The following is a 25,773-nucleotide window of genomic DNA, read 5'->3' as shown; positions in this document are numbered from 1 at the left end:
TCAGCGCGTCAGAGCTGCCGCGCCTCGAAGGTGCTGCAGTCCTGCATGCGCCCGCTCTCGTAGCCACGCTGGAACCAGCGCACGCGCTGGGCGCTGGTGCCGTGGGTGAAGTTCTCCGGCGCCACCGCGCCACCGGCGTTGCGCTGCAGGGTGTCGTCGCCGATCTGCGAGGCGGCGTTGAGTGCCTCCTGCAGGTCCCCGGCGTCCAGCCACTGGCGCGCCTGCTGGGAGTGGTTGGCCCAGATGCCGGCAAAGCAGTCGGCCTGCAGCTCCAGCCGCACCGACATCGCGTTGGCCTGCGCCTCGCTCATGCGCCGGCGCGCGTTGTCCACCTTGTCGGTGATGCCCAGCAGGTGCTGCACGTGGTGGCCGACCTCGTGCGCCACCACGTAGGCCTGGGCAAAGTCGCCTGGCGCACCGAGGCGCTTGCGCATCACGTCGAAGAAGTCCAGGTCCAGGTAGACCTTGCGGTCGCCCGGGCAGTAGAACGGCCCCATCTCGGCCTGGCCCACCCCGCAGGCCGAGCGCGTGGCGCCACGGTAGAGCACCAGCACCGGCTTCTGGTACTGGCCGCCTGCGGCGCGCAGGGTCTGCTCCCAGGCGTCCTCGGTGGAAGCGAGCACGGTGGATACGAAGCGCGTGGCTTCGTCGCGCTGCACAGGCGCTCCTGGCGCCGGCCGGCTGACCTCGGTGGGTGCCGGGCCTCCGCCAGCCAGCAGGCCGAGGATGGTCATCGGGTTGATGCCGAAGATCCAGCCCGCCACCAGCGCGATCGCCACCGTGCCCAGGCCAACGCCGCCACGGCCGACCGGCAGGCGCACACCGCCCCCGCCCAGGCCACCACCGCCCCCGCCGCTGCGGCGGTCCTCGATCTGGTCGCTCTCGCGCTGGCCTTCCCACTTCATCGCCGCACTCCTTGCAGGCCGGCGCGCCGCTCGGGCCGGTTACCTGTGAATTCTGTCACCGCAGCATCTCAACGCGTGAAAAGCCCCCGCGCCAGCGCCACCGCCAGCAGCGGGATCAGCAGCATCACGTGGGCAATGACCATCACCCGGCGCCGCACCACATCGACCTCTTCCGCGGCGGGCAGGCGGCCCTCGCTGCGCCACTGCGCCAGCCAGCGGGTGTAGGCCCGCGTGTTGGGCCAGGCCGCTGCGCCCAGCGCCAGCAGCAGCGTCAGCTTGGTGTGCAGCAGCGGCTGGCTCCAATACCAGCCGGCGCCCTTGACGCCCCAGAAGGCACGCGCCAGCCCGCTCAGCAGCAGCGCCGCCCAGCAGATCCAGAGGATGCGGTCCACCCGCAGCAGGCGCTCCAGCACGGCGGCATTGAGCCACTCGCTGCGCGCGAGCGCGGCCTGGCTGGTGACGAAGACAACCCAGCCCAGCACACAGGCGAGGTGGGCGTAGGCAAGCAGGGCTTCGGTCCACATAGGCGCGCGAGTGTAGGACGACGTCGGGGCGGCAGGTGTCAGCCACGGCGCCACCAGGCCAGCGAGGCCATGCCCAGCAGCGTCATCGCCAGCGAGCCCAGCACGTGGGTGGCGATCACCGCGCCGGCCCAGCCCAGGCGGCCGGCCTGCAGCAGGGTGGTGACCTCGGCCGAGAAGGTCGAGAAGGTGGTCAACCCGCCCAGGAAGCCGGTGATGACGAACAGGCGCCACTCCGGCGGCAGATGCGGCTGCTGGGCAAAGAAGGTCAGCGCCAGGCCGATCAGGTACCCGCCGACCAGGTTGGCCACCAGCGTGCCCGGAGGCAGGGTGGGGAACAGGCCATTGAGCCCGATGCTGAGCAGCCAGCGCAGGATGGCGCCGAGCGCGGCACCGAGGCTGATGGCGAACAGGGAGCTGAGCATGGCGGCAGCAGGGCAGGGATCGTCGGGGCGCCGCCACTATATCGGCGTGCCCAGCCCTGGTGGGCCCCGGGCGGCGCGGATTGGGCATCATGCGCGCTGTCGAGCGCCACCGCTGATGGAGAGACCGCCCTGGACACCGCCACCCCCCTGATCGCCGAGCAGATGGCCGAGCTGATCACCAGCCTGAACCGCGCCTGCTTCTGCGCCAGCCTCGACCCCGCCGCGCTGTCGCGGGCGCTGGACGCCGAGCTCGGCCGCCCCGGCCTGGCCGCGCTGGTGCGCGAGCGCTGCCCCTACCTCTTCGCCGCGCAGCCGGTGTTCGTCGCCCCCGAACAGGTCCTGCGCATGGCGCAGGTGGTGCGCGCGGTGGAGGCGGTCGCCGCGCTGCCGGCCTGGCGCGAGCGCGCCCTGGCCGATGCGCCGGCCATCGCCCGGCTGCCGGCACCCGGTGGGCCGCGCGGGGTGTTCTTCGGCTACGACTTCCACCTGGCCGAAAGCGGCGAGCTGGGCCTCATCGAGGTCAACACCAACGCTGGCGGCGCAATGCTCAACGCGGTGCTGGCGCGCGCGCAGCGGGCCTGCTGCGAGGACATGACCGCCTTCGTGCCCTCGCGGGAGCAGGTGCGCCAGTTCGAGGACGCGCTGGTCGCGATGTTCCGGCAGGAGTGGGCCCGCGGTGGCGACGCCACCGCGCGGCCGTTGCAGACGATCGCGATCGTCGACGAGGCACCCTCCACGCAGTACCTCTACCCGGAGTTCCTGCTCTTCCAGGGCCTGTTCGAGCGGGCCGGCCTGCAGATGCGCATCGCCGACCCCGGCGAGCTGGCCTGGCGCGACGGCCGCCTCTGGGCCGACGGCCTGGCGGTGGACCTCGTCTACAACCGCCTGACCGACTTCTACCTGGAGCAGCCTGCCAGCGCCGCCCTGCGCAGCGCGTGGGAGGCCGGCGCGGTGCTGCTCACGCCCCACCCGCAGGCCCACGCCCTGCTGGCCGACAAGCGCCGCCTGGCCTGGCTGAGCGATGCCGGCGAGCTGGCCGCCCTGGGCGTGCCCGCCGAAACCCGCGACCGGCTGCTGGCGCACGTGCCGCGCACCGAGGTGGTCAGCCCCGAAGCGGGAGAGCGCCTGTGGGCGGCAAGGCGCGGCCTGTTCTTCAAGCCGGTGGCCGGCTACGGCAGCCGCGCCACCTACCGGGGCGACAAGCTCACCCGGCGGGTCTGGGGCGAGATCCTGGCTGGCGACTACGTGGCCCAGGCGCTGATCGCCCCCGGCGAGCGCGGCGTCGACGAGGCCGACCCGGTCCGCCTGCTCAAGTTCGACCTGCGCGCCTATGCCTACGCGGGCCGCGTGCAGTGGCTGGCCGCAAGGCTCTACCAGGGCCAGACGACCAACTTCCGCACCCCGGGCGGCGGCTTTGCGCCGGTCTACAGCACCGTCGGGCCGGCCATGCCGGAGGCTGCAGTCGCCCCGACCGGCCAGCCGGTCTAGCCCGGCGCAGGCAACACGACGTGGCCCGCCGCCCGCCTTCGCGAAGCCAGGTCGTATGGATGCTGGGCACCGCCCAGACGCTGGGCTACGCGTCCACCTTCTACCTCCCGGCGATGCTGGCCGAGCCGATGGCGCGCGATCTCGGCATTGGCAACGCCGCCGTGTTCGCCGCCTTCTCGCTGGCGATGTTGCTCTCCGCGCTGGTCGGCCCCAGCGCCGGGCGGCTGATCGACCGCCACGGCGGGCGGGGCCTGCTGTCGCTCACCAGCCTGGGCTTCGCCCTGGGCCTGCTGGCCCTGGCCTGCGCACAGGGCCCCTGGAGCCTCGTCGCCGCCTGGCTGCTGCTGGGCCTGGGGATGGGGGCCGGGCTGTATGAGTCGGCCTTTGCCACCCTGGTGTGGCTGTACGGGCGGGACGCCGGCCGCACCATCACCGGCATCACGCTGCTGGCCGGCTTTGCCAGCACCGTCGGCTGGCCGCTGTCGGCCTGGATGGACGCGTACTTCGGCTGGCGCGGCGCCTGTGTCGGCTGGGCCCTGCTGCACCTGGGGCTGGGGTTGCCGCTCAACGCGCTCCTGCCGTCGACCCCTCCTGGCACCGATGGCAAGCCCGCCACCTCGGCCCTGGCCACGCAGAACGGCCCGCCAGGCAATGCGCCGCATGAGGCGCCGGACGAGTCGCCACGCCTGGCAAACCCCGTGCGTGTCATTGCCCTGCTGGCCTTCGTGTTCGCAGCCGCCTGGTTCTGCGCCACCGCGATGGCCACCCACCTGCCCCGGCTGCTGCAGGCCGGCGGCGCCACGCTGGCCGCTGCGGTGGCGGCCGGCGCCCTGGTCGGCCCGGCACAGGTGGCCGGGCGCTGGCTGGAGTTTGCCCTGCAGCGCCGGCTGCACCCGCTGCGGTCGGCCCGCGTGGCGGCCGCGGGCCACCCCCTCGGCGCCCTGCTGTTCGGGCTGGCGGGCGCCACGCCGCTCGCCACCGGCGCGTTCGCGGTGCTGCACGGGCTGGGCAACGGCATCCTCACCATCGCCAAGGGCACGCTGCCGCTGGTCTATTTCGGGCCGGCGGGCTACGGCCGGCGCCAGGGCTGGCTGATGATGCCGGCCCGCATCGCACAGGCCGCCGCGCCCTGGCTGTTCGGCCTGGCGCTGGACGCCTGGGGGCGTGCCGCCCTGGCACTCACCGCCGCAATCGGCCTGGCCGCCTGGATCGCCCTGCTGGTGTTGCCGCGCCCACCGCCCTGAAAGAATGCCGGCCATGCACAAGCACCACGGCCACGACCCCGCCGATCACCACGGCCCCGCCAACCACGACCGCGCCTTCGCGCTGGGCATCGTGCTCAACCTCGGCTTCGTCGCCGTCGAGGCCGGCGTGGGCTGGCGCATTGACTCGCTGGCGCTGCTGGCCGACGCCGGCCACAACCTCAGCGACGTGGCCGGGCTGGTGCTGGCCTGGGGCGGCGCGCTGGCCGGGCGGCTGCGCCCGGATGCGCGCCACACCTTCGGCTGGCAGCGCGCCAGCATCCTGGCGGCCTTCGCCAACGCCCTGCTGCTGCTCGTGGCGATGGGCGCGCTGGCCTGGGAAGCCGTGCAGCGGCTGAACGCGCCCGCGCCGGTGGAAGGGCTGACGATCGTCTGGGTCGCGACGCTCGCCATCGTGGTCAACACCGCCACCGCGCTGCTGTTCCTGCGCGGGCGCGAGCACGACCTCAACATCCGCGGCGCCTTCATGCACATGGCGGCCGATGCACTGGTGTCGGTGGGCGTCGTGATCGCCGGGCTGCTGACCTGGCGCTTCAGCTTGTACTGGATGGACCCGGTGGTCAGCCTGCTGATCGCGCTGGTGATCGTGGTGGGCACCTGGGGGCTGTTCCGGCAGTCGCTGCACCTGCTGTTCGACGGCGTGCCCGAGGGCATCGACCTCGGCGAGGTGCAGGCCCTGCTCGAAGCCCTGCCCGGCGTCGAGCGCGTGCACGACCTGCACGTCTGGGCCATGGGCACGGCGCAGACCGCGCTGACCGCGCACCTGCTGATGCCCGAGCAGCCGGCCGATGATGCCTTCCTGGCCGAAGCGAGCCGGCAGCTGCACGAGCGCTTCGAGATCGCGCACGTGACGCTGCAGGCCATCCGCACGCCGTTCACGGTGTCGTGCCACGGGGCGCCGGGCTGCGCCTGACGTAACCGAGGCTGGGGAAAGCCCGCGTCCCGCGCGAGACAGGGTGCACGATGGCACGGCCGTGACAATCGCGGCCCCATGAGCACCCTCTACCTCGTCCGCCACGGCCAGGCCTCCTTCGGCGCGGCCGACTACGACCAGCTCAGCGAGCTCGGCGCGCGGCAGTGCCGCCGCCTGGGCGAGTACTTCGCGGAGCGCGGCATCCGCTTCGACGCGGTGCTGATGGGCAGCCTGCGCCGCCATGCCCAGTCCCACGCCGCGCTGGCCGAAGGGCTGGGCAAGGGCCTGGGCAACATGCCCGCGCCGCGGGTCTGGCCGGGCCTGAACGAGTACGACAGCGAGGCGCTGATCCGCGCGGTGCTGACCCCCGACGAGTTCGACCGCATGGCCGCCGACCGGAGCCCCGAGGGCTACCGGGCGCACTTCCGCGTGCTGCGCACGGCGCTGAACCGCTGGGCCGAAGGCGAGATCGAGCCACGGGGCATGCCGAGCTGGCGCGCCTTCGTCGGCGGCATCGTCGGCGCGCTGGACCTGGTGCGCGAGCGCCACCATGGCGGACAGGTCCTGATCGTCTCCAGCGGCGGGCCGATCGCCACCGCGGTGGCGCAGGTGCTGGGCGCGCCGCATCAGACCGCCGTCGAGCTGAACCTGCGCATCCGCAACAGCGCGGTGACCGAGTTCAGCTTCACGCCCAAGCGCCACATGCTGCAGAGCTTCAACGGCATCCCGCACCTGGATGCACCGGCCTACGACGGCTGGGTCAGCTACTCCTGAGCCTGGGCCTGGGCCTGAAGCTGGGCCCCGGCGGGCGTCGGCGCGCGCCGCGCCGCCAGCGCGGCATCCAGGTCCAGCCCCTTGTGCACCTCGGCCTGCAGCAGCTCGCAGGTCAGGCGCACGTGCGCCTCCAGCGCCAGTGCGGCACGCGCCTCCTGGCGCGCAATGGCGGCGCGGAAGATGTCCTCGTGCTCGCGGTGCACGTCGTGCTGCAGGCTGGCCATGTCGACCAGCCGCAGCGCCAGGTAGCGGTAGCGCTCCGAGTGGCGGTAGAGGATGCCGAGCATGTACTTGTTCCAGGGCGAGCCGTGCGCGGCGATGAGCGCCTCGTGGAAGGCCCGGTTGCAGCGCTCCCACTCGGCCACGTCACGCCCGGCGGGGTTCAGCTCGGCCAGGGACAGGGCCTCGAAGGCGGCGGCCAGCTCGCGCTCCCACTGCGCATCGCCGCTGCGGATCGACTGGCGCAGCGCCTCGGTCTCCAGGAAGACGCGGTTGGCGGTGACGTCGGCCAGGTCGGCCATCGACATCGGCGCGACGCGAAAGCCGCGCTGCCCCTCGGCCTGCACCAGCGCGTCCGACACCAGCAGGCCCAGCGCCTCGCGCAGCGTGCCGGCACCCACCTCGTAGCGGTCCTTCAGGTGCTCGACGCGCAGGCGCTCGCCCGGCGGCAGCGCACCAGTAACGATGTCGTGGCGCAGCCCGAGGTAGGCGCGCTCGGCCAGGGTGCGCGGCGCCTCATCAGGGACGTGGAAGGCGGCGAGGAATTTCTCGGACGGGAGCATCGCGGCGATCCTACGCGGCGTCAGGCTGGGTCGGCCGCAGCGGGCGAACCGGAGGCCTCGGCCGCCCGCTTGAGCCGATAGGCCAGCTGCGGCCGGGTGATGCCGAGCCGCCGCGCCGCGGCCGAGAGGTTGCCGCCGGCCGCGCTCACCGCCGCCTCCAGCACGCGCTGTTCGAGCTGGTCCAGCGACATCCCGCAGTCCAGCACGCGGTCGAGCAGGTCGCGCTGCTCGCGCGAATCGACATCGGCCAGCCGCCCCTGCGGGCCCAGGCCGGCCTGGCGCTGCGGCTCGGGCGCCTCGGGGAAGACATGCTCCAGCTCGATCGGCCCGTCCTGCGCGGCCAGGATGACGCCGCGCTCGATCAGGTTCTCCAGCTCGCGCACGTTGCCCGGCCAGGGGTGCGTGGCCAGCGCCTGCATCGCCCGCTCGCTGATGCCGGCGATGCGCTCGATTTCGCCCTCCTGCAGCGCGCGCAGCAGCTTGGCCTGCGCCGCCAGCGGCATCTCGCCGATCTCGTCGAGGAAGAGCGTACCGCCGTCGGCGCGCTCGAAGCGCCCGGCCCGCGAGGCGTGCGCGCCGGTGTAGCCGCCCTTCTCGACGCCGAACAGCTCGGCCTCGATCAGCTCGCCCGGCAGCGCCGCGCAGTTCACCGCGACGAAGGGGCCCGTGCGCCGCTCGGACAGCTCGTGCAGCGCGCGCGCGAAGCGCTCCTTGCCCACGCCCGTCTCGCCGGTCAGCAGCACCGTCACCTGCGTGCCGGCGGCCTTGCGCAGCAGCTCGTAGGCGCGGCGGAAGCTCGGCGCGCTGCCGATCAGCGCCCCCTGCGCGGCCGGCTCCAGGCTGGAGCGCAGCGCCTGCACCTGCTGCTGCAGCGCGTCGATCTTCTCCAGCAGCGAGTCGGGCTCGAAGTAGGTGCGGTGCACGTCGCCGTCCGGCCATTCGTCGATCGGCCGGCCCACGATGTGGCAGTGGTCCGCCCCGCAGGCCGCGCAGGTGGTTTCCTTGAACAGCACCAGCCGGCCCATGAAGGCGCTGGTGTAGCCGCTGGCGTAGCCCAGCAGGATCCAGCAGGCCGGCTCTTCCGCCAGGCCCAGTTTCTCGCGGTGCGCGTAGGCCTCCCAGCAATGGTCCCAGCGGTACTCGCCGTAGAACTTGCCGGCGTCCAGGTCGATGTCGGTCTGCACCGGCGTGACCTTGGCCGCGCCCTCCAGCATGTGCAACTGCGGGCCGACCAGGAACATCTCGTTCCAGGAGCGCTCGCCACGCAGCCGCTTGGCGAACTCGGCGTCGCGCAGCCCGCTCGCATAGCCCATGCGCGTGAGCACCCGCTTGGCATGCTCGGGCCCCACCGAGGTGATCAGGTCATGGCGCAGCGCCCCCAGTGCCGCGGTGTGCAGCAGCACCATGCGGCGGTCGCCCAGCCAGATCGCGCCCTCGTCGGGCGTGAAGCGCAGCAGGCCGCGCAGGTCCGCGTCGGCGGGGTACTTCAGGTGGGCATCCAAGGGCGGCGGTCTCCTGCGGCGGGAGCGGAGAGGGTCGCTGTGCCCGCCCGCGAAATCTCGATATTCCAGTCTCCAACTGGATTGTCCGCCGCAGGCGCAGAGCGTCAAGGCGGGCTAGCCCCATGGCCGGGAGGGCCCACGGGGCAGCCCGAAGCGGGGCCCGGGGGTTCGATCAGAAACGCGTGCCCAGCGACAGGAACACCACCAGCGGATCCAGCCGCACATCGGCATGGGCCGCAGCGCCGCCCATCGCCGGCAGGACGCCATCGGCCTGGGTCTTCACGAAGATCTTGCGCGCGTCGAGGCTCAGGGTCCAGCGATCGCTCAGCGGCAGGTCCAGCCCGGCCTGCAGCACCGTGCCGAAGGCGCTCTTCGCATCCAGGTTGGCGATGAAGCCGTCCCGGCTCTTGAACACGACGGTGTAGTTCAGCCCGGCTCCCAGGTAGGGGCGCACAGGGCCGTCCGTGAGCAGGTTCCAGGTCACCGTGCCGGCAAGGGGCCCATAGGTCACCTTGCCCAGCGTGCCGGTGCCGGCCAGCGCACCGGTGCCGGTCAGCGTGGTGGTGGGCGGGATGCCGCCCAGCAGCCGCGCCGTCCAGCGCGGGTCGAGGGCGTAGGCAAGTTCAAAACCGAGGGTCGTGTTGGAACTCGCTTCGGCGTTGGCGCCGGGCACCCGGGCGCCGTTGACCGAGACCTCCGCGTCGGTGCTGAAGCGCACGTTGGCCGGACCCAGCCGCAGGGTCCAGGGGGACGACTCGGCCTGGGCCGAGCCCGCCAGCACCAGGCCGGCGAGCAGTGCCCAGCGGGCGGTCGAAGATAGGGTGTTCATCTCGGTCTCCTCATGGTTCCGTCAGGGACGGCAGTGGCTGGCCCGCCTCGGTCGTGCGGGTCCGTGGAACTTTGGGGGTGGGGGGGGCGCCGGCCGGCCGACCGGGCGGCGGGCCTACACGAAGCGGTCGAAGTGGATCTGTGCGAAGGGCACGCGCTGGCGCACCATCAGCAGGTCCTGCAGCGCCTCGACCATCGGCGGCGGGCCGGCGAAGTAGTGGTCGTAGGCGTCGAAGGGCCGGCCCAGCGCCGTCAGCGCCGCCTCGACCTGGGTGTGCACGAAGCCGGTAACACCCTCCCAGGCCAGGCCCTCGGTCGGGTTGGACAGCACGGTGGTCAGCCGCAGGCGCTCGCCACCCGCCTGGGCTTGCAGCTGGGCCACCTCCGCGGCGGCGCCCAACTCGGCCTGCGTGCGCAGCCCGAGGAAGAAGTGCACCCGCCGCGTGCCCGCCTCGGCCAGCACGCCGCGCGCCACCGACCGCATCGGCCCGAGGCCGGAGCCACCGGCGATGCAGATCACGTCCCGAGGCGCCTCCGCCGCACCCGGGCGCAGCCAGGCGTGGCCGTAGGGGCCGTCCAGGTCGATCGCGTCGCCCGGCGCCACCCGGTCGAACAGCGCGTTGCTGCCCCGCCCACCGGGCACGCGGCGGATCATGAAGCGCCAAAGCCCCGGGGCGCCAGGCTCGCCGGGCGCATCGCTGAACGAATAGGCCCGCGCACCCTCGACGCCCGGCGGGTAGAGCAGGGCGTACTGGCCGGCGCGGAAGGCCACGTCCGCCGGCAGGCGGAAGGTGAACTCGCTCAGGTCCGGCGTGACGGCGCGGCGCGTCAGCAGCGTGGCGCGCAGGCGCTGCGCCGCCGGCAGGCCGCTGGGCTCGGAGCCGGCGGGGCGCACGCGGATGGTGCAGTCGCCCTGCGGCCGCGACTGGCAGGCCAGCCGCTTGCCGCGCCGCCGGTCGCGCTCGGACAGGCCGGGCGCCTGTTCCCAGAGCGTGGCCATCGGGCCGTCGAGCAGGTCGAAGCGGCAGCCGCCGCAGCCGCCGACGCTGCACTCGTAGGGGAAGTCGAAGCCCGCACGCAGCGCGCCGCGCAGCAGGCTGTCCTCCCCGGCGGCGACCTCGAAGGCCGGGCCGTTCTCGATCTGGACTTTCACGCTGCGCTCTCTGCGTTTACAGCCCGAGCCCCTGGCGGAACTCGCGCGTCGCGGCCTGGGCGCGCTGCGTGCCATTGGCCATGTCCGGCAGCGCGGCGCAGTAGGCGGCCATCGCCGCATCGGCCAGCGGCTCCCACTTGGCCACCCAGCCGGCCAGCACCTCCCGGTTGCCCGGCTGCTCCAGCGCCATGCGCGCCAGCGCGGCGGCCCAGCGGCGGTGGCGCTGGGCGTCCTGCAGCTGCGCATCGGTCAGCAGGCCCAGCAGCGTGTCGCCGTTGTGGCGGGCGGCTTCACCCAGGCCGCGCAGCACCGCTTCCTCGACGGCCGGGCGGATCACCAGGCTGAAGGCGGTGAAGCTCTCGGCCCAGTCCCAGGCCACCAGCGCCCGTTCGACCAACTCGCGCCAGCCCTGCCAGGCGCTGTCCTGCTCCCAGTAGCGGCGTTCGTCGGCGCCGAAGCCGATGTCGCCGAAGGTCTTGGACAGTTCCTTGGTGCGGTACGCCACGTGCGTCAGCCAGCGCAGCGAGTCGGCCGTCTGGTAGGTGGCGCAGTTGGAGATGGTGGAGGCCGGCGCCATCTGGCAGAGGTAGGCCGAGGCCATCTGCAGCGTGTGGAAGAGGTAGCGCGCCGGGGTGTACAGGCGCGCAAGGCTGCCCGCCCAGGTGCGCTCCAGCATGCTGTCGTGGCCGCGTGCCGAGAACTGGTCGAACAGGCCGAGCACGTAGGTCTCCTGCCCGTCCTGCTGCATGTTGTAGGTGCGGTAGACCATCTCGTCCGGATCGCGGAAGGCGTTCCAGTCCGGATGCTTCAGCGGCGAGCCGTTGCGCTTTTCCTTGAACCAGCGCGCCATCTCGAAGTTGGGGTCGAGCTCGAAGGGTGCGTCCGGGTTGTCGGTGGAGAAATGCAGGTTGGTCGAGACGATCTCGTACTCGCTGGGCTTGCGGCGGCGGCTGGCCAGGTGGCTCCAGGTCTTGAGCGGCTTGAGGACTTCGGGTGCGTTCATGGTCTTGTCTCCTTCGCTTGGCGGGGCGGGCGGGGCAGGGGGCGCGGGCTCAGAGCGTCTTTTCGTAGTAGAAGCGGACGTGGTCCTCGGTGGTCTCGATGCGGCCGGCGAAGGAGGCGAGGTTCACCTCCAGCTCGGACATCTTGAACGGCCGGCCCAGCGCGCGCTCCAGCGTGTCGCGGCGCAGGATCAGCTCGCCCTCGCAGTCGATGCGCACATAGGCCAGCTTGTCGTCCACGCGGATGGTCTTGTCCGGGTTGTCTTCCTCGGCGGCTTCCACCACGCCGCTGGTGATGCCGCAGGCGCGCAGCACCGGGCCGACGCGGTTGTTGCGGTAGGCGTCGGCGGTGGCTTGGTCATGGCTCATGGTTTGTCTCCGTTCGTTCTGTAGGGGCCGGCCTTCACTTCACCGAGTGCCGGCACGGGTCCGGCTCCGCCGGCCCGTTGCGGGCCCGGCCCCCTCGGGGGGTACCGAGCGCGAGCGAGGTTGGGGGCCTCAGGTATGGGCAAAGAGCGGCTTTACGCCCTCGACCTGGATCAGCACGTCGTCGCCGTCGACCTTCACCGGGTACTCGGCCAGCCGGCAGTCGCCGGGGTTGATGCCGACGCCGGTGCGTGCGTCGAAGGTCCACTGGTGGGCGCGGCACATCAGCGCCTTGCCGTCGAACTTGCCTTCGCACAGCGGAATGTCCTGGTGCGGGCAGATGCCCTGGAAGGCGCGCAACTCGCCGCCCTCCAGGCCGACGACCACGATCACGTGCTCGCCGACCTCCACCTCGTTCATCTCGCCCTCCCACACGTCGTCGAGCGTGCAGACTTTCTGGAAACTCATCGCCTCGTCCTCAGGCGTCGGTGAAGATGAATTCGAGGGCCTCCATCGGCTTGATGTCGGTCTCGCTCAGCCTGGCGGCGCGCGGGAAGAAGTCCTCCGCACCCTGGCGGCGCACCCGCACCACCTTGTCGGGCCGCGGGGCCACGCGCCGGCCCACCGAGTGGTGCGCGGCGGCGGCGGCGACTTCGTCCATCGTGTTCTCGGTGTCGACCGGAACGAGTTGCAGCACGAAGTCGTACTGGAAATTGGAAATCACGGGGAACAGGGCCATGTCGCTCTCCTCAGGCTGCCTTCTTCTGCTCGGCGGCGCGACGTGCGCGCCAGGCTTCCACCCAGGCGTACTGGTGCGCGTCGTCGCCGATCTCGCCGGGGGCCAGGTTCATGTACTGCAGCGCGCCGCCCAGGTTGGGCGGTTGGATCTGCCCGGCCAGGAAGCGGTCCACCAGCGTCAGGTGGTCGCGGTAGCGCACGGGGTCCTGCTGGAACACCCAGCGGTCGATTTCGCTGTTGAAGTGGTAGGTCCGGCCCTGGTAGTCCAGCGGGTAGTCCTTGACCGCCCAGCCCTTGCCCGGGATGTTGCAGATCGGGATCTGGCTCATGTTGCAGACGATCGGCAGCGTCTCCGGGTAGGTCAGCTCGCGCCGGCCGGCCAGCAGGTTGTCGATGATCACGTCCCAGCACTGGCCGAAGGTGTCGTTCCAGCCCGGGTACTTCTCCTCCAGCCAGTCGCGGCACTCCGGCGTCATGCCGGCCGCGACGTTCCACCACAGCGTCGGGCGCCAGAACCAGATGCCCATCTGGTAGGCGTGATGCTGGTAGTCGAACTCGTTGATCATCTGGTCCCAGTACCAGGGCAGGTCCAGCCCCAGGTCGATCAGCGTGCGCTCGAACTGGCCGACGATCCACTCGCGCATGAACTCCTTGAAGCTCTGCTTGCGGTGCTCCAGCGGCGTGGAGTAGTCCATCGACGAGCCGGTCAGCAGGCTGAACAGCCGCCAGGCGCGGGCGATCGCCACGTCCACCAGCTTCTGCGCCTCCTCCTTGCGGCCATTGCGGATCAGCACCTGCAGCGCCGGCCCGCCGATCTGTGCGTGGCGCGACTCATCGGTCTGGATGCTGGAGATCAGGCTGGAGAAGGTGAAGTCCCCAGCCTCGGCCGCATCCGCCGCCAGGCCGAGGAACTGCATGTTGGTGAAGCCGGTCTCGAAGGCGAAGGTCAGCATCACCGCGATGTCCGTGGCGCTGCGCGACAGGAACAGGTCGTCGAAGGTGTGCCGCGCCGCGATCGCGCCCCACTCGTTGGTGTGATACGCCTTGTGCGCCCAGTCGAACTGGCGGTCCTTGGGGCAGTAGCTGTGCGGGAAGTACAGCTGGATCTGCGCGTGGCGGTTCTCGTCCATCATCCCGAAGGTCGCCATGTTGCGCATGCCCGGCGCCCGGCCGAAGCGCGTCATGCGCGCCTCCGCGCTCATCGCCGCGTACTCGCCCAGCGCGATCGCGCCGTAGTGCGCCTTCAGGATCGACAGCCAGCCCGGATCGGCCTCCTCGAACATCCGGCTGCGCTCCAGCGCCGCCTTCACCGAGTAGGCCCCGGCGTCCTTCTCGCGCTGGATCTTCACGTACTCGGGAAACGAGGTCTTGTAGGGCTCGTCGTAGACCTCCCAGGCCGCCATCGGCACGCCCATCGCGCCGGTCATCTGGTCGGGGAAGAGTTCGGACTCCGGGACGTACGAAGGCGTCCAGTTCGTGCTGCGCGCGATGTCGTACCACTCGTGGCGTTCGAGCAAGGCCATGGTGCTTGTCTCCTAGCGTGGGATGTGTGCCGTGCGATCCGCAGGCCGCGGGCCGCAGCGCGTCGTCCGTTGCAGTCGAGTGCAGCGGGCCGGCGGCGTGGCATCAAATCTAGGGACGCAGCGCGCTTCGCGCTATTGCACTTTGGTTTAGGGGCGCCGCCTGCCGCGGTGCCGGCCATCGCCGGATGGGGCCAGGTTTGCTAGACTGACCGAAACCGTTAGAGTTGTTTAGGCAATCAATAAGACCAATTGCAGTTGTCCAATGAAAAAATCTGCCGACCTGAAGCGGCTGCCCTTCGAGGCTGAGGACGTGCTGCTGGCCTTGAGCGAGCGCGTGCGTGTGGCCCGCCGCGCCCGCCAGCTGACCCAGGCCGACCTGGCCGCCAAGGCCGGCATCGGCCTGAGCACCGTGGTCGCCATCGAGAAAGGCGCGCCCACCGTGCAGATGGGCTACTGGCTGGCGGTGCTCTGGGCGCTCGACCTGCTGCAGGGCTTTTCGACCCAGGTGGGCCAGCTCGGCCGGGAGGAGGGCGATGTCGCCCTGCTGGAAGCGCAGTTGCCCAAGCGGGTGCGGGGTGCGTCGCGATGAGCGCGCGCAGCAAGCCGGTGTGGGTCTGGCTGCCGGGCCAGTCGGAGCCACAGCGCTGCGGCAGCTTCACGCTGGAGGGCGGCGTGGGCCGCTTCGTCTACGACCCGGCCTACCGCGAGTTGCCCGGCGCGCTGGCCCTGGACCCGCTCAACCTGCCCTTCACGCGCTCGGCCCGCGGGTGGCGCGAAACCCGGCAGGGTGGCCTGTTCGGTGTGTTCCGTGACGCCAGCCCGGAGGGTTTCGGCCTGGCCCTGTTGGAGCAGCTGCAGGGCGTGTCCCTTACCGACCCGCTGCAGCGCCTGGAGCTGTCGGAGGGCGACGCGGTCGGTGCCGTGGAAGTCTGCGACGACATCGAGCGCAAGCTGGCCTTTCAGGCGCCGACGTCGCAGGATCTGATGGACTTCCTGCGCAGCCTGCCGCCGGAGCGGCCGAGCAGCCAGGCCGTTCGGGGCGTCAAAGGCCTGCACGGCACCAGCCTGGGCGGTGAGCGCCCCAAGCTGACGGTGATGCACCAGGGCCAGCTCTGGATCGCCAAGCTGCAGGACCGTGGCGACCCCCCGCATGCCCCGCTGCGCGAGTACCTGGCGATGCGCCTGGCCGCGCGCTGTGGCGTCCAGGCGGCCGAGGTGGCCTTCCATCGGGTGGGTGACGAGCGCGAGCTGCTGCTGGTGCGCCGCTTCGACCGCGAGGTGGACGCGCAGGGCCGCACGCTGCGGCGCCTCTACGCCAGTGCCCACACCGTGCTGCGGCTGGACCAGCCGACCCGTGGCGACCGCAGCCGCTCCTACGTCGCGCTGGCGCACGAGCTGCAACGCTGGTGCGGCCGCAGCGATGTGGACAGCACCAGGCTGAAGCGCGAACTCTGGCGCCGCATGGCCTTCAACGCCCTGTGCGGCAACGGCGACGACCACCCCCGCAACCACGGCCTGCTGTTCACGGACGGCCGCTGGGGCCTGGCCGATGCCTTCGACATCGCGCCCTACCTCACCTTCTCCGGCACCCTGGCGATGGCCGTGACCCGCGCCGGCCGCAGCGAAGCCACCCAGGCCAATCTGCTGCACGACTGCGCCCTGTTCGGCACCACCATGGAAGAGGCCCGCGAGTTCCTCTCCACCAGCCGGGAGCGGATCACCGAGGCCTGGCCGCAGGAACTGGTGGCCTGCGGCTACCGGGGCGACGAAGTGCTGCTGCCGCCTGCACTGGCCTGACCGGCCGAGCCCGCCCTACCGCCTGCGCCGCCGCCCGGGCGCATCGGCGGTGGTCATCGCCATGGCCATCATCTCGTCCAGCTCCTGCTCCAGCAGCATGGCCTCGAAGGGATCCAGTTCCGCGTCGGGGTCGTCGATGCGCAGGCCGTTGAGGAAGGCCTTGCGCGTCGCGTCCGCGCGCAGCTCTGCGCCGTCGGCTTCGATCTGGTGCGTGGCCTGGAGCAGCTGCTGCAGCTGGTCGTCCACCATCTCGTCGTACAGACGGGGCGACCAGCGCCCGGGCTGGTTCGGCAGACCGGTCATCGGGTCCATCAGCGGCAGGCGCAGCTGGTCGATCTCGTCGACCAGCGTCTGCTCCTGCTCCTTGAGCACGCGGATGTAGTGGCGCAGGCGCTGCTCCGACACGCTGCGCAGGTGCTCTTCGTCGATCTGCTCGATGGCCATCTGCACCGTCAGCAGCTCCAGCAGGTCGCTGCGTCCGTAGGCGTCGTTGACCCGAGCCATCAACGCGGTCTTGCGCTCGCGCTCGGCCGGGTCGCTTTCGCGGTCGGGGTGTAGCTGGCCGACCAGGCGCCGGTACACCTCCCGCACCGACCGGCCGGCCTCTTCCCGGGCCTGGGCGTCACGGGCCTGGGCCTGCTGAGCGCGGGCGGACGGCCGGCGTGGCGCCCCTTTGTCGGTGAACCCGGCAAACGCAGCGGTGCCGTCCTCGGCTGCGGATGGCTTCTGATGCAGGCGTTGCGTGGCGCGTTCGAGCAGATCCTCCAGCGAGTCGGCAGGCCCCTCGAACAGGCTCTCGTCGCCGGTCACCGAACCGAGCATCGCGGCGGCCAGGTCGATCTGCTCGCGCTGGTCCTCGCCGTGCGAGCGCTGTGCGTGGCGGTCATGGGCCGCCTCGACTTCGGGGTCGGCGCCATCGGCCAGCACCGCGCGCGACAGGTACAGCAGCATCCAGGTCAGCTTGAGCCGCTGCTTGGCCGTCAGCCGCAGTTCACGCCGGCCGGACGGCCGGGCCAGGAAGTCATCGATCCACAGCACCAACTCGCGCTGCAGCGTGCGCAGGCACGCGTGCAGCGGCGCGACCTCGCTGCCCTGGCGAACCTGAGCACGTTCCTGCGCTAACTGTCATGGCCCGGGCGGGTCACCCTGGATGATGGAAGACACTGAGGGTGTGCGGGCCTGAGCGGGTAGAGGTCGGTCAATATTTTGATGGCACTCGACCGCGATCGCTAACTTGACCCGCTGCCGACCACTCGTACCCAGGATTGCCTGCGGGCGCTGCTGAGTTCCTTGCGGAGCCCGGGCGCCCGACAGCCCACATTAAAGAGAGCCGCCAGGCTTTGTCCCGGCAGGCCGTTGGTCGGCGGCACCTGCGCGGGCCCGCACGCTTGTGATTGTTGTTCAAGCTGCAGGAGCCCGGCAATGGATCTGACCCCGATGCACAAACGCGTGATCGCGCTGGACGTACACCAGGCCAAGATCACCGCCTGTGCGGTGGTCGAGCATGACGATGGCCGAGTGGAGGTCACCAAGCGCGACTTCGGAGCCTTCAGACGCGACCGCCGTGCCTTGGCGCAATGGTCGCTGGAGATTCGGCCCGAGGTGGTGGTGATGGAGAGCACGGGGGTGTACTGGAAGAGCCCGTTTGCGGCGCTGGAGGCGGTGGGCATCATCGCGTGGGTGGTCAACGCGCGCCATGTCAAAGCTGTGCCCGGGCGCAAGACCGACATGGCCGATGCGCAGTGGCTGGCCACGCTGGCGCGTGCGGGCCTGTTGCGCGCCTCGTTCATTCCACCGGTGGACTTGCGCCAGCTTCGTCTGGTGGCGCGTCAGCGGCAGAAGCTCGTGGGCATGTGCAGCGCCGAGAAGAACCGGCTGCACAAGGTGCTGGTAGATGCGGGCATGCGCATCAACGTGGTGGTCAGCGACATCCACGGTGCCAGTGCACGCGCCATGGTCAAGGCGCTCATTGCGGGCCAAGCCATGTACGAGGTGCTGGATCAAAAGGGGCGCCTTCGGGCCAGCCGGGACGAGTTGTTCGAGGCCCTGAGCACCGAGCAGTTCAGCGCCGCGCACCGCTTCGTGGCCCAGGAGATCATGCAGCACATCGAGCACATCGAGACCCGCATCGCCCGCATGGACCAATACCTGCTGGACGGACTGCGCGCCTGGCAGCCGCAGCTCAAGCTGCTGCAGACCTTGCCGGGTATCGACATCCAGGGCGCGGCGATGCTGCTGGTGGAGATCGGCGCGGACATGGACGTCTTCGGCAGTGCCGAGCGGCTGGCCAGCTGGGTGGGCATCTGCCCGGGCAACAACGAGAGCGCGGGCAAGCGCAAGACCGGGCGCATCCGCAAGGGCAACGCCTGGGTCAGAAGGCTGCTGTGCGAGTTCGCCCAGGCTGCAGCGCGTACCCGCTGCGCGCTCAAGGCCAAGTTCGACGCGCTGGCCATTCGCAAGGGACACAAGAAGTCCATCGTGGCGCTGGCCCACAAGATGCTGCGTACCGTCTACGCCATGTTGGCCAACGGCACCCACTACCAAGACAAGGAGGTCGACTACGAGGCCCTGAACGTCCAGCGCAACGCCCCGCGCTGGCTCAAAATGCTGCGCAAGCACGGCTTCATCGCCACCCCCACCGCCACCTGAGACTCGCTTGCCTGCTGACCTTGCGGCCCCGACCAGCCTCAGGTCAGGCAGCCACACGTCCGCGCTTGGGTGTCTTCCACATTAACCGCCAGTCGGCCAGTTCGCCGCGCAGGCGCTCGATGCGCCCGATCAGCCGGTTGAACTCGCGCTGCGCCTTGCTGAGCTGGGCGGCGGGGGCCTGGATGCGGATCAGGGCGCGCTCGGGGTCGGCGCCCCCCGCGGGCGCAGGCATGGGCTCGGCATTGCCAAAGAGGTCGGGCTGGGTGGGGGCAGTCATGCAACAAGAATAACCCGCGTGCCTTGGCATCCCGGCGCCTTCGCACGCATGCCGCGGCAAGCCGGCGGGCGAGCCAACGGGCCGTTCCGGGGCACGGCTGGGCGAGAATTGACCGCTGACGAGGCCACCCAGGCCTCGTGACGGGAGAGACATGGCGACGGAACTTGGCGCCCCCCAGCCGGGCGAATTCCTGCTCTACGAGACCGAGGACGGCCGCTCGCGCGTGGAGTGCCGGTTTGCCGAGGACAGCCTGTGGCTCTCGCAGGCTCAGATGGCCGAACTGTTCCAGACCACGCCGCAGAACATCACGCTGCACCTGAAGGCGCTCTACGCTGAGGGCGAGATCCTTCAGGAGGCAACCTGTAAGAGCCACTTACAAGTTCGACACGAGGGCGATCGCCAAGTCCGCCGCAACGTCAGGTTCTACAACCTCGACGCCATCCTCGCCGTCGGCTACCGCGTCCGCTCCACCCGCGGCACGCAGTTCCGGCGCTGGGCCACCGAGCGGCTGCGGGAGTATCTGGTCAAGGGCTTCGTGCTCGATGACGAACGCCTGAAGAACCCGCCCGTGGCCGGCTCGGCGGTGCCCGACCGCTTCGACGAACTGCTCGAACGCATCCGCGACATCCGCGCCAGCGAGCGGCGCATGTACCTGCGGGTGCGCGAGATCTTCGCGATGGCGGCCGACTACGCGCCGTCGCTGCCGGAAACCACACGGTTCTTCCGCTTCATGCAGAACAAGCTGCACTTCGCCGTCACCGGCCGGACGGCCGCCGAGTTGATCGCCGAGCGCGCCGACAGCCGCCAGCCGAACATGGGCCTGACCACCTGGAAATCCGGCAGCGTCCAGAAGGCGGACGTGACGGTGGCCAAGAACTACCTGCGCGAGCCCGAAATCGCCGAACTCAACCGCGTCGTGACGATGTGGCTCGACTTCGCCGAAGACCAGGCGCGGCGGCGCAAGGAGGTCTTCCTGAACGACTGGGCCGACAAGCTCGACGCCTTCCTGGCCTTCAACGACCGCGAAGTGCTGGAAGGCGCTGGCCGGATGTCGAAGCAGGAGGCCGACGCCCACGAGCAGCAGCAATACGACCAGTTCGCCTCGGAGCGCCGGGCCTGGTTGGAAGCCGAGGGGGCGCAGGCCAATCTGCAGGCGTTGGAGGAGGTGGCCAAGGCGTTGCCGGTGGGCAGGAGGGGCGGCTGACTTGCCCACCCTTTTTTGGGGGTTTTGTACAGCGGTTGACGAGGAGCACATGGCTCCACTTGCCACTGCGGTTGGTCGCCCGCAGAATGAGCCAGAAGAGGACACGACTTTGGACAGCAGATTGGGACCTGTATGAATACGCAATCAACAGGGAAGAATATCAAGGTGCCGTAACTGTTTAGCGCCACTCAGGCGGATTGCATTAGACGACACTCGACCTTCAACGTGGCGGAAGTTCGTCGTCAATAACTGCTGAAAAATGCCGTCACCATTGAACGTGTTCACCGCAAGGTAGTAGACTGTGGAAGCTGATCAAGAATATATATCATCAATTCTTTACCATTTCATTGGTCGGTCGGCAAACAACGATATTGCTCGCTTCGAAACATTGTTGATGATTCTCGAAAGTGGGAAGCTGCTTTACGATCCAGGTAAGTGTTTTCCAAGCGCGATACCAACCTTCCAAGAAGGAACATTTAAGCAATCAGGTGAAATTACACGTGTACCCGCCGTATGCTTCTGCGATATCCCTCGCAACCAGTTGGCAATACATACAGGAAAGTACAGTAGGTTTGGTCTAGGCTTCTCCAAGCAAACCCTACTCGCCCATGGTGTCCGTCCGGTTTGGTATCTACCTCTTTCCGCAACGTCAGCCATTGCCACGTCCGAACTACTTGTCAATCGATTTCCGACCGAGCTTAGAAGCTTACTGAATTCGACGGCAATGATAATCAAGAAGCTTACTCAAAATACGGACATCACAGACGCTCATAATATATTGTCAAGTAATGCGGACGTCCAATCAGCATTATCACAGATCAGCAAATCGCACTTCTTCTTGTTAGCGGATATGGCTTGGTACTTCAAGTTCTATGATTCGTCACTCAAGGATTCTGATATCAATAATTTCTATTTTGAGCGGGAGTGGCGAAAGGTGAATTCTGATTTCCAGTTTGAACACAAGCAAATTGAGGAGATCCTTGTGCCAGACAATAGTTTTAAGAATACTCTGGCTTCAAGAATGCCACATCTCGAAGAAAAGATTTTTGTACTCTAGATTTCGCTGAAATGGTATCTAGTCGGCGACTCAATTGGGCCCGCTCTAGTCGGGTCTTACCTGTCAAGCCCCAGACACTTCGTCAACGTCAGGGAAGCCGGTATGCGCGCCCTCTTTGAAGCAAACAGGAAGGCTGCATTTTTGAACGGACGGATGTCGTGCAGTGCCCTGGCGCCTCTATCCGGCCGAGGACACAAGTTCACCCTCCACTCACATTTCCCCTCAACCCCAACCGATCCACCATGTCCACCAGCATCGGCAGCGAGCTGGCGCGCATCTTTTCCATCACGTGGTGGCGGTGTACCTTCACCGTCACTTCGCTGATGCCCAGGCGGTCGGCGGTGAGTTTGTTGCGCAGGCCCTGGACCATCAGGAGCAGCACTTCGCGTTCGCGCGGGGTCAGGGTGTCGAAGCGGGCCTGGACGGATTGGCGGGCGGCGGCGTCGTGCTGGGCGGCGCGGGCCTGGGCCAGGGCGAGGTCGATGGCGGCGAGCAGTTCCTGGTCGCTGAAGGGTTTGGGCAGGAATTCGATGGCGCCGGCGCGCATGGCGCGCACGGTCATCGGGATGTCGCCGTGGCCGGTGATGAAGACGATGGGCCAGGGCCGCCCACCGGCGCTGCGTTCGGCCAGCTGCTGCTGCAGCTCCAGCCCGGTCATGCCGGGCATGCGCACGTCCAGCACCAGGCAGGCCGGGCCGGCCACCGGGTGTTCCAGCCGGTCGAGGAATTCGGCCGGCGACGCCCAGGTTTCCACCCGCAGCCCGGCGGAGCGGATCAGGCTGCTGAGCGCCTCGCGCATCGACAGGTCGTCGTCGACGACGAAGACGAGCGGCGGGTCGCTGGCGTCGGTCGTGTCGATCGGGGTCGGGGGGGCGGAGGAGGGTGCATGGGAGGGGGCGGTCATGGGGCCTCCGGGGTGATGCTGGCATCGCGCACATCACCGGCCTCCACCGGCAGCGTGAAGCTGAAGGTGGCCCCCGCGCCCGGTGACGGCGTGGCCGTCCAGAGCCGGCCGCCGTGGGACTCGACGATGCTGCGGCAGATCGCCAGGCCCATGCCCATGCCGCCGGGCTTGGTGGTCTGGAAGGCTTCGAAGAGGCGCTCGGCCAGCACCGGGTCGATGCCGGCACCGCTGTCGGTGACGTCGACGCGAACGTGGTCGGGTGACTCGGCGGCGAGGGTGATGTCGACCTCGCGGCGCGGGCCGGCGCGGCGGTCGATCGACTCCATCGCGTTCATCACCAGGTTCAGCAGCACCTGCTGCACCTGCACGCGGTCGGCCCGCACGGGAGGCAGGGGCGGCTGCGCATCGTCGGGCCGGCTCAGGCGCAGCTCGATGCCGCGGGCGGCGGCCTCGCCGCGCAGCAGGGCCAGCGTTTCCTCGGCGGCCTGCGCAACGTCCATCGGCGCGGCCGGCACCTTCGGCTGCTCGCCGCGGCGCAGGAAGGCGCGGATGCGGGTGATGACCTCGCCAGCTCGGTGGGCGTCGCGCACGATGCGGCGCAGCGAATCCTTGGCCTCGTCGGTGCTGGGCTGAGGGGACTCCAGCCAGCGCAGGCCGGCCTGGCCGTTGGTCGCGATGGCCGCCAGCGGCTGGTTCACTTCGTGCGCAATGGACGCGGCCAGCTCGCCCAGCGTGCTGGCGCGCGAAACCTGGGTCAGCTCCGCGCGGGTCTGCGCCAGCGCCTGCTCGGCGCGCTTCTGCTCGCTGATGTCCTTGGCCACCACCAGCAGCAGCGGGTTGGCCTCCGACAGACCGGGCACCAGCGCGACGCTGGTGTGGGTCCAGACCGGCGTGCCGTCGCGCCGCAGGTAGCGCCGCTGCACGTGGTACTCGCGCACCGTGCCGGCGAGCAGGCGGGTGACGCGCTCCTGCGTGCTGGCGCGGTCCTCCTCGGGCGTGATCTGGCGCAGCGTGCCGGCGCGCAGCTCCTCGGCGCTGTAGCCCAGCATGGCGCGGAAGGCCGGGTTGGCGGTGCGGATCGGCCCGTCGGCGTCGATCAGCGCCAGGCCCACCGGCGAGTGCTCGTACACCGTCCACCAGCGCTGCTCGGACTCCTGCAGCGCGCGCCGGCTGGCGATGAGGCGGCGCGTCATGTGCGTCAGGTCACCGCCCTGCACCGCCAGCTCGCGCTTGAGCACGTCGCGGGTGTGCTTCATGGCAGCGAGGTTGCGCACCCGCGCGCGCAGCTCCTGGGCCGAGAAGGGCTTGGTGACGTAGTCCTGCACCGCGTCGGTCAGCAGCCGGGTGCGCAGCGCCTCGTCGCCCCGGGCGGAGAGCACGAGCACCGGCAGGTCGGCCAGCTCGGGGCGCGCGCGCATCGCCTCCACCAGCTGGTCGCCGCCCAGGCGGGGCAGCATCAGGTCGGTGACGACCAGGTCAGGCGGCGCGGCCAGCACCTGCTCCAGCGCGGCCTGGCCGTCCGCCACTGCGGTGACGCGGCACTCGCCGCGCAGCGCGTCGGTGACGAAGCGGCGCATCTCCGGGTTGTCCTCGACGACCAACACGGTGGGGCGTTCGTCGGCAGCCGCTGCATCGGTGGCGGCCTGGTTGGGGCAGGGCGGCGGCAGGGTCGGCGTGACGGGGGCGCCGGTGTCGCCGCTGTCGCCGGTCTCGGGCGCCTGCAGCTCGGCGATCACGCCCTCGAGCATGGCGTCGGTCGCGTGGGCCGATGGCGGCGGATCCGGCGCGTCGGGCGAGCGCGTCACCACGAAGCTGCCCGGCGGCGGCTGCAGCGGCAGTTCGACCTGGAACAGCGCGCCGCCGCCCGGCGCGGCGGTGACGGCGATGCTGCCGTGGTGCAGGTCGACAAACTCCTTGGCGATCGCCAGGCCCAGGCCGGTGCCGCCGTGCTCGCGCGTGGTGCCCTGCTGGAGCTGGCGGAAGCGCTCGAACACCGTCTGCCGCTGCTCGGGCGGCACACCGGGGCCGGAGTCCTGCACGCTGAGCAGGCAGCGGCCCTCGCCCTGCGAATCCACCAGCGGCTCCAGCGTGCAGCGCACCCGGCCGCCGGGCGGCGTGAACTTGAAGGCGTTGGACAGCAGGTTGAGCGCGATGCGCTCGAACTTCTCGGGGTCGACCAGCGCCGGCAGCGTCGGCGGGGCGGTCACTGAATAGGTCAGCTCGCGCTGCGGCGCCAGGGTCTGGAAGGGCTCTGCCAGCACGCGCAGCAGCGCGGCCAGGTCCACCGGCTCGCAGCGCAGGTCGACCTTGCGGGCGTCGAGCCGGGCCAGATCGAGCAGGTCGTCGACGTGCTTGAGCAGGGTCGCGGCACTGCGCCGCACCAGCTGGAGCTGGCGCCGCTGCGGCTCGGTGAGGTTCGTGCCGTGGGTCAGCAGCTCGTCGGTGGGCCCGAGGATCAGCGCCAGCGGGGTGCGCAACTCGTGGCTGACGTTGGCGAACAGGTCGCTCTTGAGCTGGTCCATCTGCCGCACGGTGTCGAGCAGGCGCTGCAGCTCGGCGTTCTTGCGCGCCACCTCGGCCTCGGCCAGCTTCTTGGCGGTGATGTTGCGCCCCTCGGCCAACAGGAAGGCCACCCGGCCACGGTCGTCGCGCACCGGCAGCAGCGAGAAGTCGACCACGATGGTTCGGTCACCGGCGGCCTCGCCGTAGACCTCCAGGTCGCAGCGGATGAATTCGCCTCCACGGGCGCGACGCACGAAATCGCGCTGCTGCTCGATCGACTCGCGCGAGACCTGGAACCAGCGCGCCTCCCAGAACGGCCGGCCGCGGATGTCCTCCAGCCGCAGGCCGGCGCCATCCAGCGCGGCGCGATTGATCTCCAGCGTGCGGCCCTCGGCATCGAGCAGGCCGACGAACTGGTACATCGCGTCGAGCACGACGCGGGCAAGTTTCTCGCGCTGGGTCTGCGCGTCATCGCTCGGGGACAGCGTGACCGCGCCGACGCGCAGCGGGGCGTTCGGCCAGGCAGGCGAGGCTGGGTCCACGCGGCGGTCTCCTCGGTGGGAAGCTGAGCAGCATCCTGAAACGTCCGCTCACAAAATCTCGATATTCAAGAGTCAGCTTGCCAGTTTCTCGCAATCTCAACAACCGGGCAAAGACGGGTCAATCGATGATCATTTGATCGAATCAGGCTTCAGAGGCTTCACCAAATGATCAATTGGTGCACTGCAATGCGGAAAACAACCGCCGACATCGCCCCCCTGGTGCCGCTGGATCTGGCCCCTCGAGAGGGTCAAACCTCGGTGCTTACCCTTGAATTATCGAGATTTCATGGGTTCAGGACCAGACCGGGCAAGGTCATTGCAAAAGGGGCTTCATGCAAGTGCCCGCTCCCTTCGACCCTGCCCGCCGATTCGTCCGCATCGTGGAAGAGCGCCCCGACGGCATGGTCGAGTTCCATTTCGCCGTGGGTGAACCCGAACTCTTCGTCGAGATGATGCTGCCGCGCTCTGCGTTCGACGAGTTCTGTGCCCATCAGGGTGTGCAGCCCAGCCACGACGTGGTGCTGCCCGCCGAGCGCGGCGGCGAGGGTCAGTCCTGGACGCTGCACGACGCGCGCACCCAACGGCTCGACCGCCACGGCGCGGCCAAGCCGGACCCATCGGCCGACCCTGGCACGGCCTGATGCGGCGCAGCGCCACGCG

General features: G+C 69.8%; 26 protein-coding genes. 10 read left to right on the top strand and 16 right to left on the bottom strand.

From position 1 onward, the window contains the following. Window positions 1-8 precede the first annotated feature (8 nt). The 3 genes from ypfJ to crcB form a co-directional block, all read right to left on the bottom strand. A complete protein-coding gene (gene ypfJ / locus NGK70_RS02250; protein WP_251971763.1) occupies window positions 9-905 on the bottom strand; it encodes a KPN_02809 family neutral zinc metallopeptidase in 897 nt (298 codons plus the stop codon). Window positions 906-973: 68 nt separating this feature from the next. Further along, complete coding sequence (locus NGK70_RS02245) at window positions 974-1,429, bottom strand: DUF2214 family protein (protein ID WP_251971762.1); 456 nt, start codon at window positions 1,427-1,429, stop codon at window positions 974-976. A gap of 38 nt (window positions 1,430-1,467) precedes the next feature. Beyond that, window positions 1,468-1,851, bottom strand: coding sequence for a fluoride efflux transporter CrcB (gene crcB / locus NGK70_RS02240; protein WP_251971761.1), 384 nt, complete (start codon window positions 1,849-1,851; stop codon window positions 1,468-1,470). Window positions 1,852-2,013: 162 nt separating this feature from the next. On the opposite strand from crcB, the gene NGK70_RS02235 reads away from it, so the two are divergent. The 4 genes from NGK70_RS02235 to NGK70_RS02220 all read left to right on the top strand — a co-directional run bounded on the left by NGK70_RS02235 (window position 2,014) and on the right by NGK70_RS02220 (window position 6,288). Next, a complete protein-coding gene (locus NGK70_RS02235; RefSeq protein ID WP_251971760.1) occupies window positions 2,014-3,339 on the top strand; it encodes a hypothetical protein in 1,326 nt (441 codons plus the stop codon). Window positions 3,340-3,398: 59 nt separating this feature from the next. After that, a complete protein-coding gene (locus NGK70_RS02230; RefSeq protein WP_251971759.1) occupies window positions 3,399-4,583 on the top strand; it encodes an MFS transporter in 1,185 nt (394 codons plus the stop codon). 13 nt (window positions 4,584-4,596) lie between these two features. Then, entirely contained in the window at window positions 4,597-5,514 is a 918-nt protein-coding gene (locus NGK70_RS02225; RefSeq protein WP_428985562.1) for a cation diffusion facilitator family transporter, read from the top strand. Window positions 5,515-5,592: 78 nt separating this feature from the next. Then, window positions 5,593-6,288, top strand: coding sequence for a histidine phosphatase family protein (locus NGK70_RS02220; protein WP_251971757.1), 696 nt, complete (start codon window positions 5,593-5,595; stop codon window positions 6,286-6,288). On the opposite strand, the gene NGK70_RS02215 is transcribed toward NGK70_RS02220, so the two are convergent. The 9 genes from NGK70_RS02215 to NGK70_RS02175 form a co-directional block, all read right to left on the bottom strand. Next, window positions 6,279-7,070, bottom strand: a complete 792-nt coding sequence (locus NGK70_RS02215) for a GntR family transcriptional regulator (RefSeq protein WP_251971756.1) — start codon at window positions 7,068-7,070, stop codon at window positions 6,279-6,281. The genes NGK70_RS02220 and NGK70_RS02215 overlap by 10 nt on opposite strands. 20 nt (window positions 7,071-7,090) lie before the next feature. Beyond that, window positions 7,091-8,572 carry a sigma-54-dependent Fis family transcriptional regulator gene (locus tag NGK70_RS02210; RefSeq protein WP_251971755.1) on the bottom strand — a complete coding sequence of 494 codons (1,482 nt, stop codon included), beginning with the start codon at window positions 8,570-8,572 and terminating at the stop codon, window positions 7,091-7,093. 172 nt (window positions 8,573-8,744) lie between these two features. Continuing rightward, window positions 8,745-9,401 carry an OmpW/AlkL family protein gene (locus tag NGK70_RS02205; protein WP_251971754.1) on the bottom strand — a complete coding sequence of 219 codons (657 nt, stop codon included), beginning with the start codon at window positions 9,399-9,401 and terminating at the stop codon, window positions 8,745-8,747. A 114-nt stretch (window positions 9,402-9,515) separates the two neighbouring features. Next, complete coding sequence (locus NGK70_RS02200) at window positions 9,516-10,553, bottom strand: 2Fe-2S iron-sulfur cluster binding domain-containing protein (protein WP_251971753.1); 1,038 nt, start codon at window positions 10,551-10,553, stop codon at window positions 9,516-9,518. Between the two features lie 16 nt (window positions 10,554-10,569). Then, entirely contained in the window at window positions 10,570-11,556 is a 987-nt protein-coding gene (locus NGK70_RS02195) for an aromatic/alkene monooxygenase hydroxylase subunit beta (RefSeq protein WP_251971752.1), read from the bottom strand. A gap of 49 nt (window positions 11,557-11,605) precedes the next feature. Then, window positions 11,606-11,923 (bottom strand): MmoB/DmpM family protein, encoded by a 318-nt coding sequence (locus tag NGK70_RS02190; protein WP_251971751.1) that lies wholly within the window; start codon window positions 11,921-11,923, stop codon window positions 11,606-11,608. A 129-nt stretch (window positions 11,924-12,052) separates the two neighbouring features. Then, a complete protein-coding gene (locus NGK70_RS02185; protein ID WP_251971750.1) occupies window positions 12,053-12,388 on the bottom strand; it encodes a monooxygenase system ferredoxin subunit in 336 nt (111 codons plus the stop codon). 10 nt (window positions 12,389-12,398) lie between these two features. Then, complete coding sequence (locus NGK70_RS02180) at window positions 12,399-12,659, bottom strand: toluene-4-monooxygenase system B family protein (protein WP_251971749.1); 261 nt, start codon at window positions 12,657-12,659, stop codon at window positions 12,399-12,401. Window positions 12,660-12,669: 10 nt separating this feature from the next. Then, a complete protein-coding gene (locus tag NGK70_RS02175) occupies window positions 12,670-14,181 on the bottom strand; it encodes a ferritin family protein (RefSeq protein ID WP_251971748.1) in 1,512 nt (503 codons plus the stop codon). Between the two features lie 262 nt (window positions 14,182-14,443). Here NGK70_RS02175 and NGK70_RS02170 point away from each other — a divergent pair, with 262 nt between their 5' ends. After that, window positions 14,444-14,770: a helix-turn-helix domain-containing protein gene (locus NGK70_RS02170; RefSeq protein ID WP_251971747.1), complete on the top strand. Its 327-nt coding sequence runs from the start codon at window positions 14,444-14,446 to the stop codon at window positions 14,768-14,770. Next, entirely contained in the window at window positions 14,767-15,978 is a 1,212-nt protein-coding gene (locus NGK70_RS02165) for a type II toxin-antitoxin system HipA family toxin (RefSeq protein WP_251971746.1), read from the top strand. Before NGK70_RS02170 ends, NGK70_RS02165 begins: the two co-directional genes overlap by 4 nt. 15 nt (window positions 15,979-15,993) lie before the next feature. Here NGK70_RS02165 and NGK70_RS02160 read toward each other — a convergent pair whose 3' ends face one another. After that, window positions 15,994-17,016, bottom strand: a complete 1,023-nt coding sequence (locus NGK70_RS02160; protein WP_251971745.1) for a J domain-containing protein — start codon at window positions 17,014-17,016, stop codon at window positions 15,994-15,996. A 384-nt stretch (window positions 17,017-17,400) separates the two neighbouring features. Between NGK70_RS02160 and NGK70_RS02155 the strand changes: the two genes are divergently transcribed. Next, window positions 17,401-18,627, top strand: coding sequence for an IS110 family RNA-guided transposase (locus tag NGK70_RS02155; protein ID WP_251969229.1), 1,227 nt, complete (start codon window positions 17,401-17,403; stop codon window positions 18,625-18,627). A 43-nt stretch (window positions 18,628-18,670) separates the two neighbouring features. Here the strand turns inward: NGK70_RS02155 and NGK70_RS02150 are convergent, their stop codons facing one another. Continuing rightward, a complete protein-coding gene (locus NGK70_RS02150) occupies window positions 18,671-18,904 on the bottom strand; it encodes a hypothetical protein (RefSeq protein WP_251971744.1) in 234 nt (77 codons plus the stop codon). A gap of 151 nt (window positions 18,905-19,055) precedes the next feature. Here NGK70_RS02150 and NGK70_RS02145 point away from each other — a divergent pair, with 151 nt between their 5' ends. Both NGK70_RS02145 and NGK70_RS02140 read left to right on the top strand, forming a co-directional pair. Continuing rightward, complete coding sequence (locus NGK70_RS02145; protein ID WP_251971743.1) at window positions 19,056-20,108, top strand: virulence RhuM family protein; 1,053 nt, start codon at window positions 19,056-19,058, stop codon at window positions 20,106-20,108. Between the two features lie 301 nt (window positions 20,109-20,409). After that, window positions 20,410-21,165 carry an abortive infection system antitoxin AbiGi family protein gene (locus tag NGK70_RS02140; protein ID WP_251971742.1) on the top strand — a complete coding sequence of 252 codons (756 nt, stop codon included), beginning with the start codon at window positions 20,410-20,412 and terminating at the stop codon, window positions 21,163-21,165. Window positions 21,166-21,364: 199 nt separating this feature from the next. On the opposite strand, the gene NGK70_RS02135 is transcribed toward NGK70_RS02140, so the two are convergent. Both NGK70_RS02135 and NGK70_RS02130 read right to left on the bottom strand, forming a co-directional pair. After that, window positions 21,365-22,069, bottom strand: a complete 705-nt coding sequence (locus tag NGK70_RS02135; RefSeq protein WP_251971741.1) for a response regulator transcription factor — start codon at window positions 22,067-22,069, stop codon at window positions 21,365-21,367. Further along, a complete protein-coding gene (locus NGK70_RS02130; protein ID WP_251971740.1) occupies window positions 22,066-25,113 on the bottom strand; it encodes an ATP-binding protein in 3,048 nt (1,015 codons plus the stop codon). Before NGK70_RS02130 ends, NGK70_RS02135 begins: the two co-directional genes overlap by 4 nt. 332 nt (window positions 25,114-25,445) lie before the next feature. On the opposite strand from NGK70_RS02130, the gene NGK70_RS02125 reads away from it, so the two are divergent. Then, window positions 25,446-25,754, top strand: a complete 309-nt coding sequence (locus tag NGK70_RS02125; protein ID WP_251971739.1) for a phenol hydroxylase subunit — start codon at window positions 25,446-25,448, stop codon at window positions 25,752-25,754. The last annotated feature ends 19 nt before the right edge of the window (window positions 25,755-25,773 follow it).

This window comes from Sphaerotilus microaerophilus, from assembly GCF_023734135.1.
GTDB classification, from domain to species: Bacteria; Pseudomonadota; Gammaproteobacteria; order Burkholderiales; family Burkholderiaceae_C; genus Sphaerotilus; species Sphaerotilus microaerophilus.
This window is presented reverse-complemented; position numbering and strand designations above follow the sequence as displayed.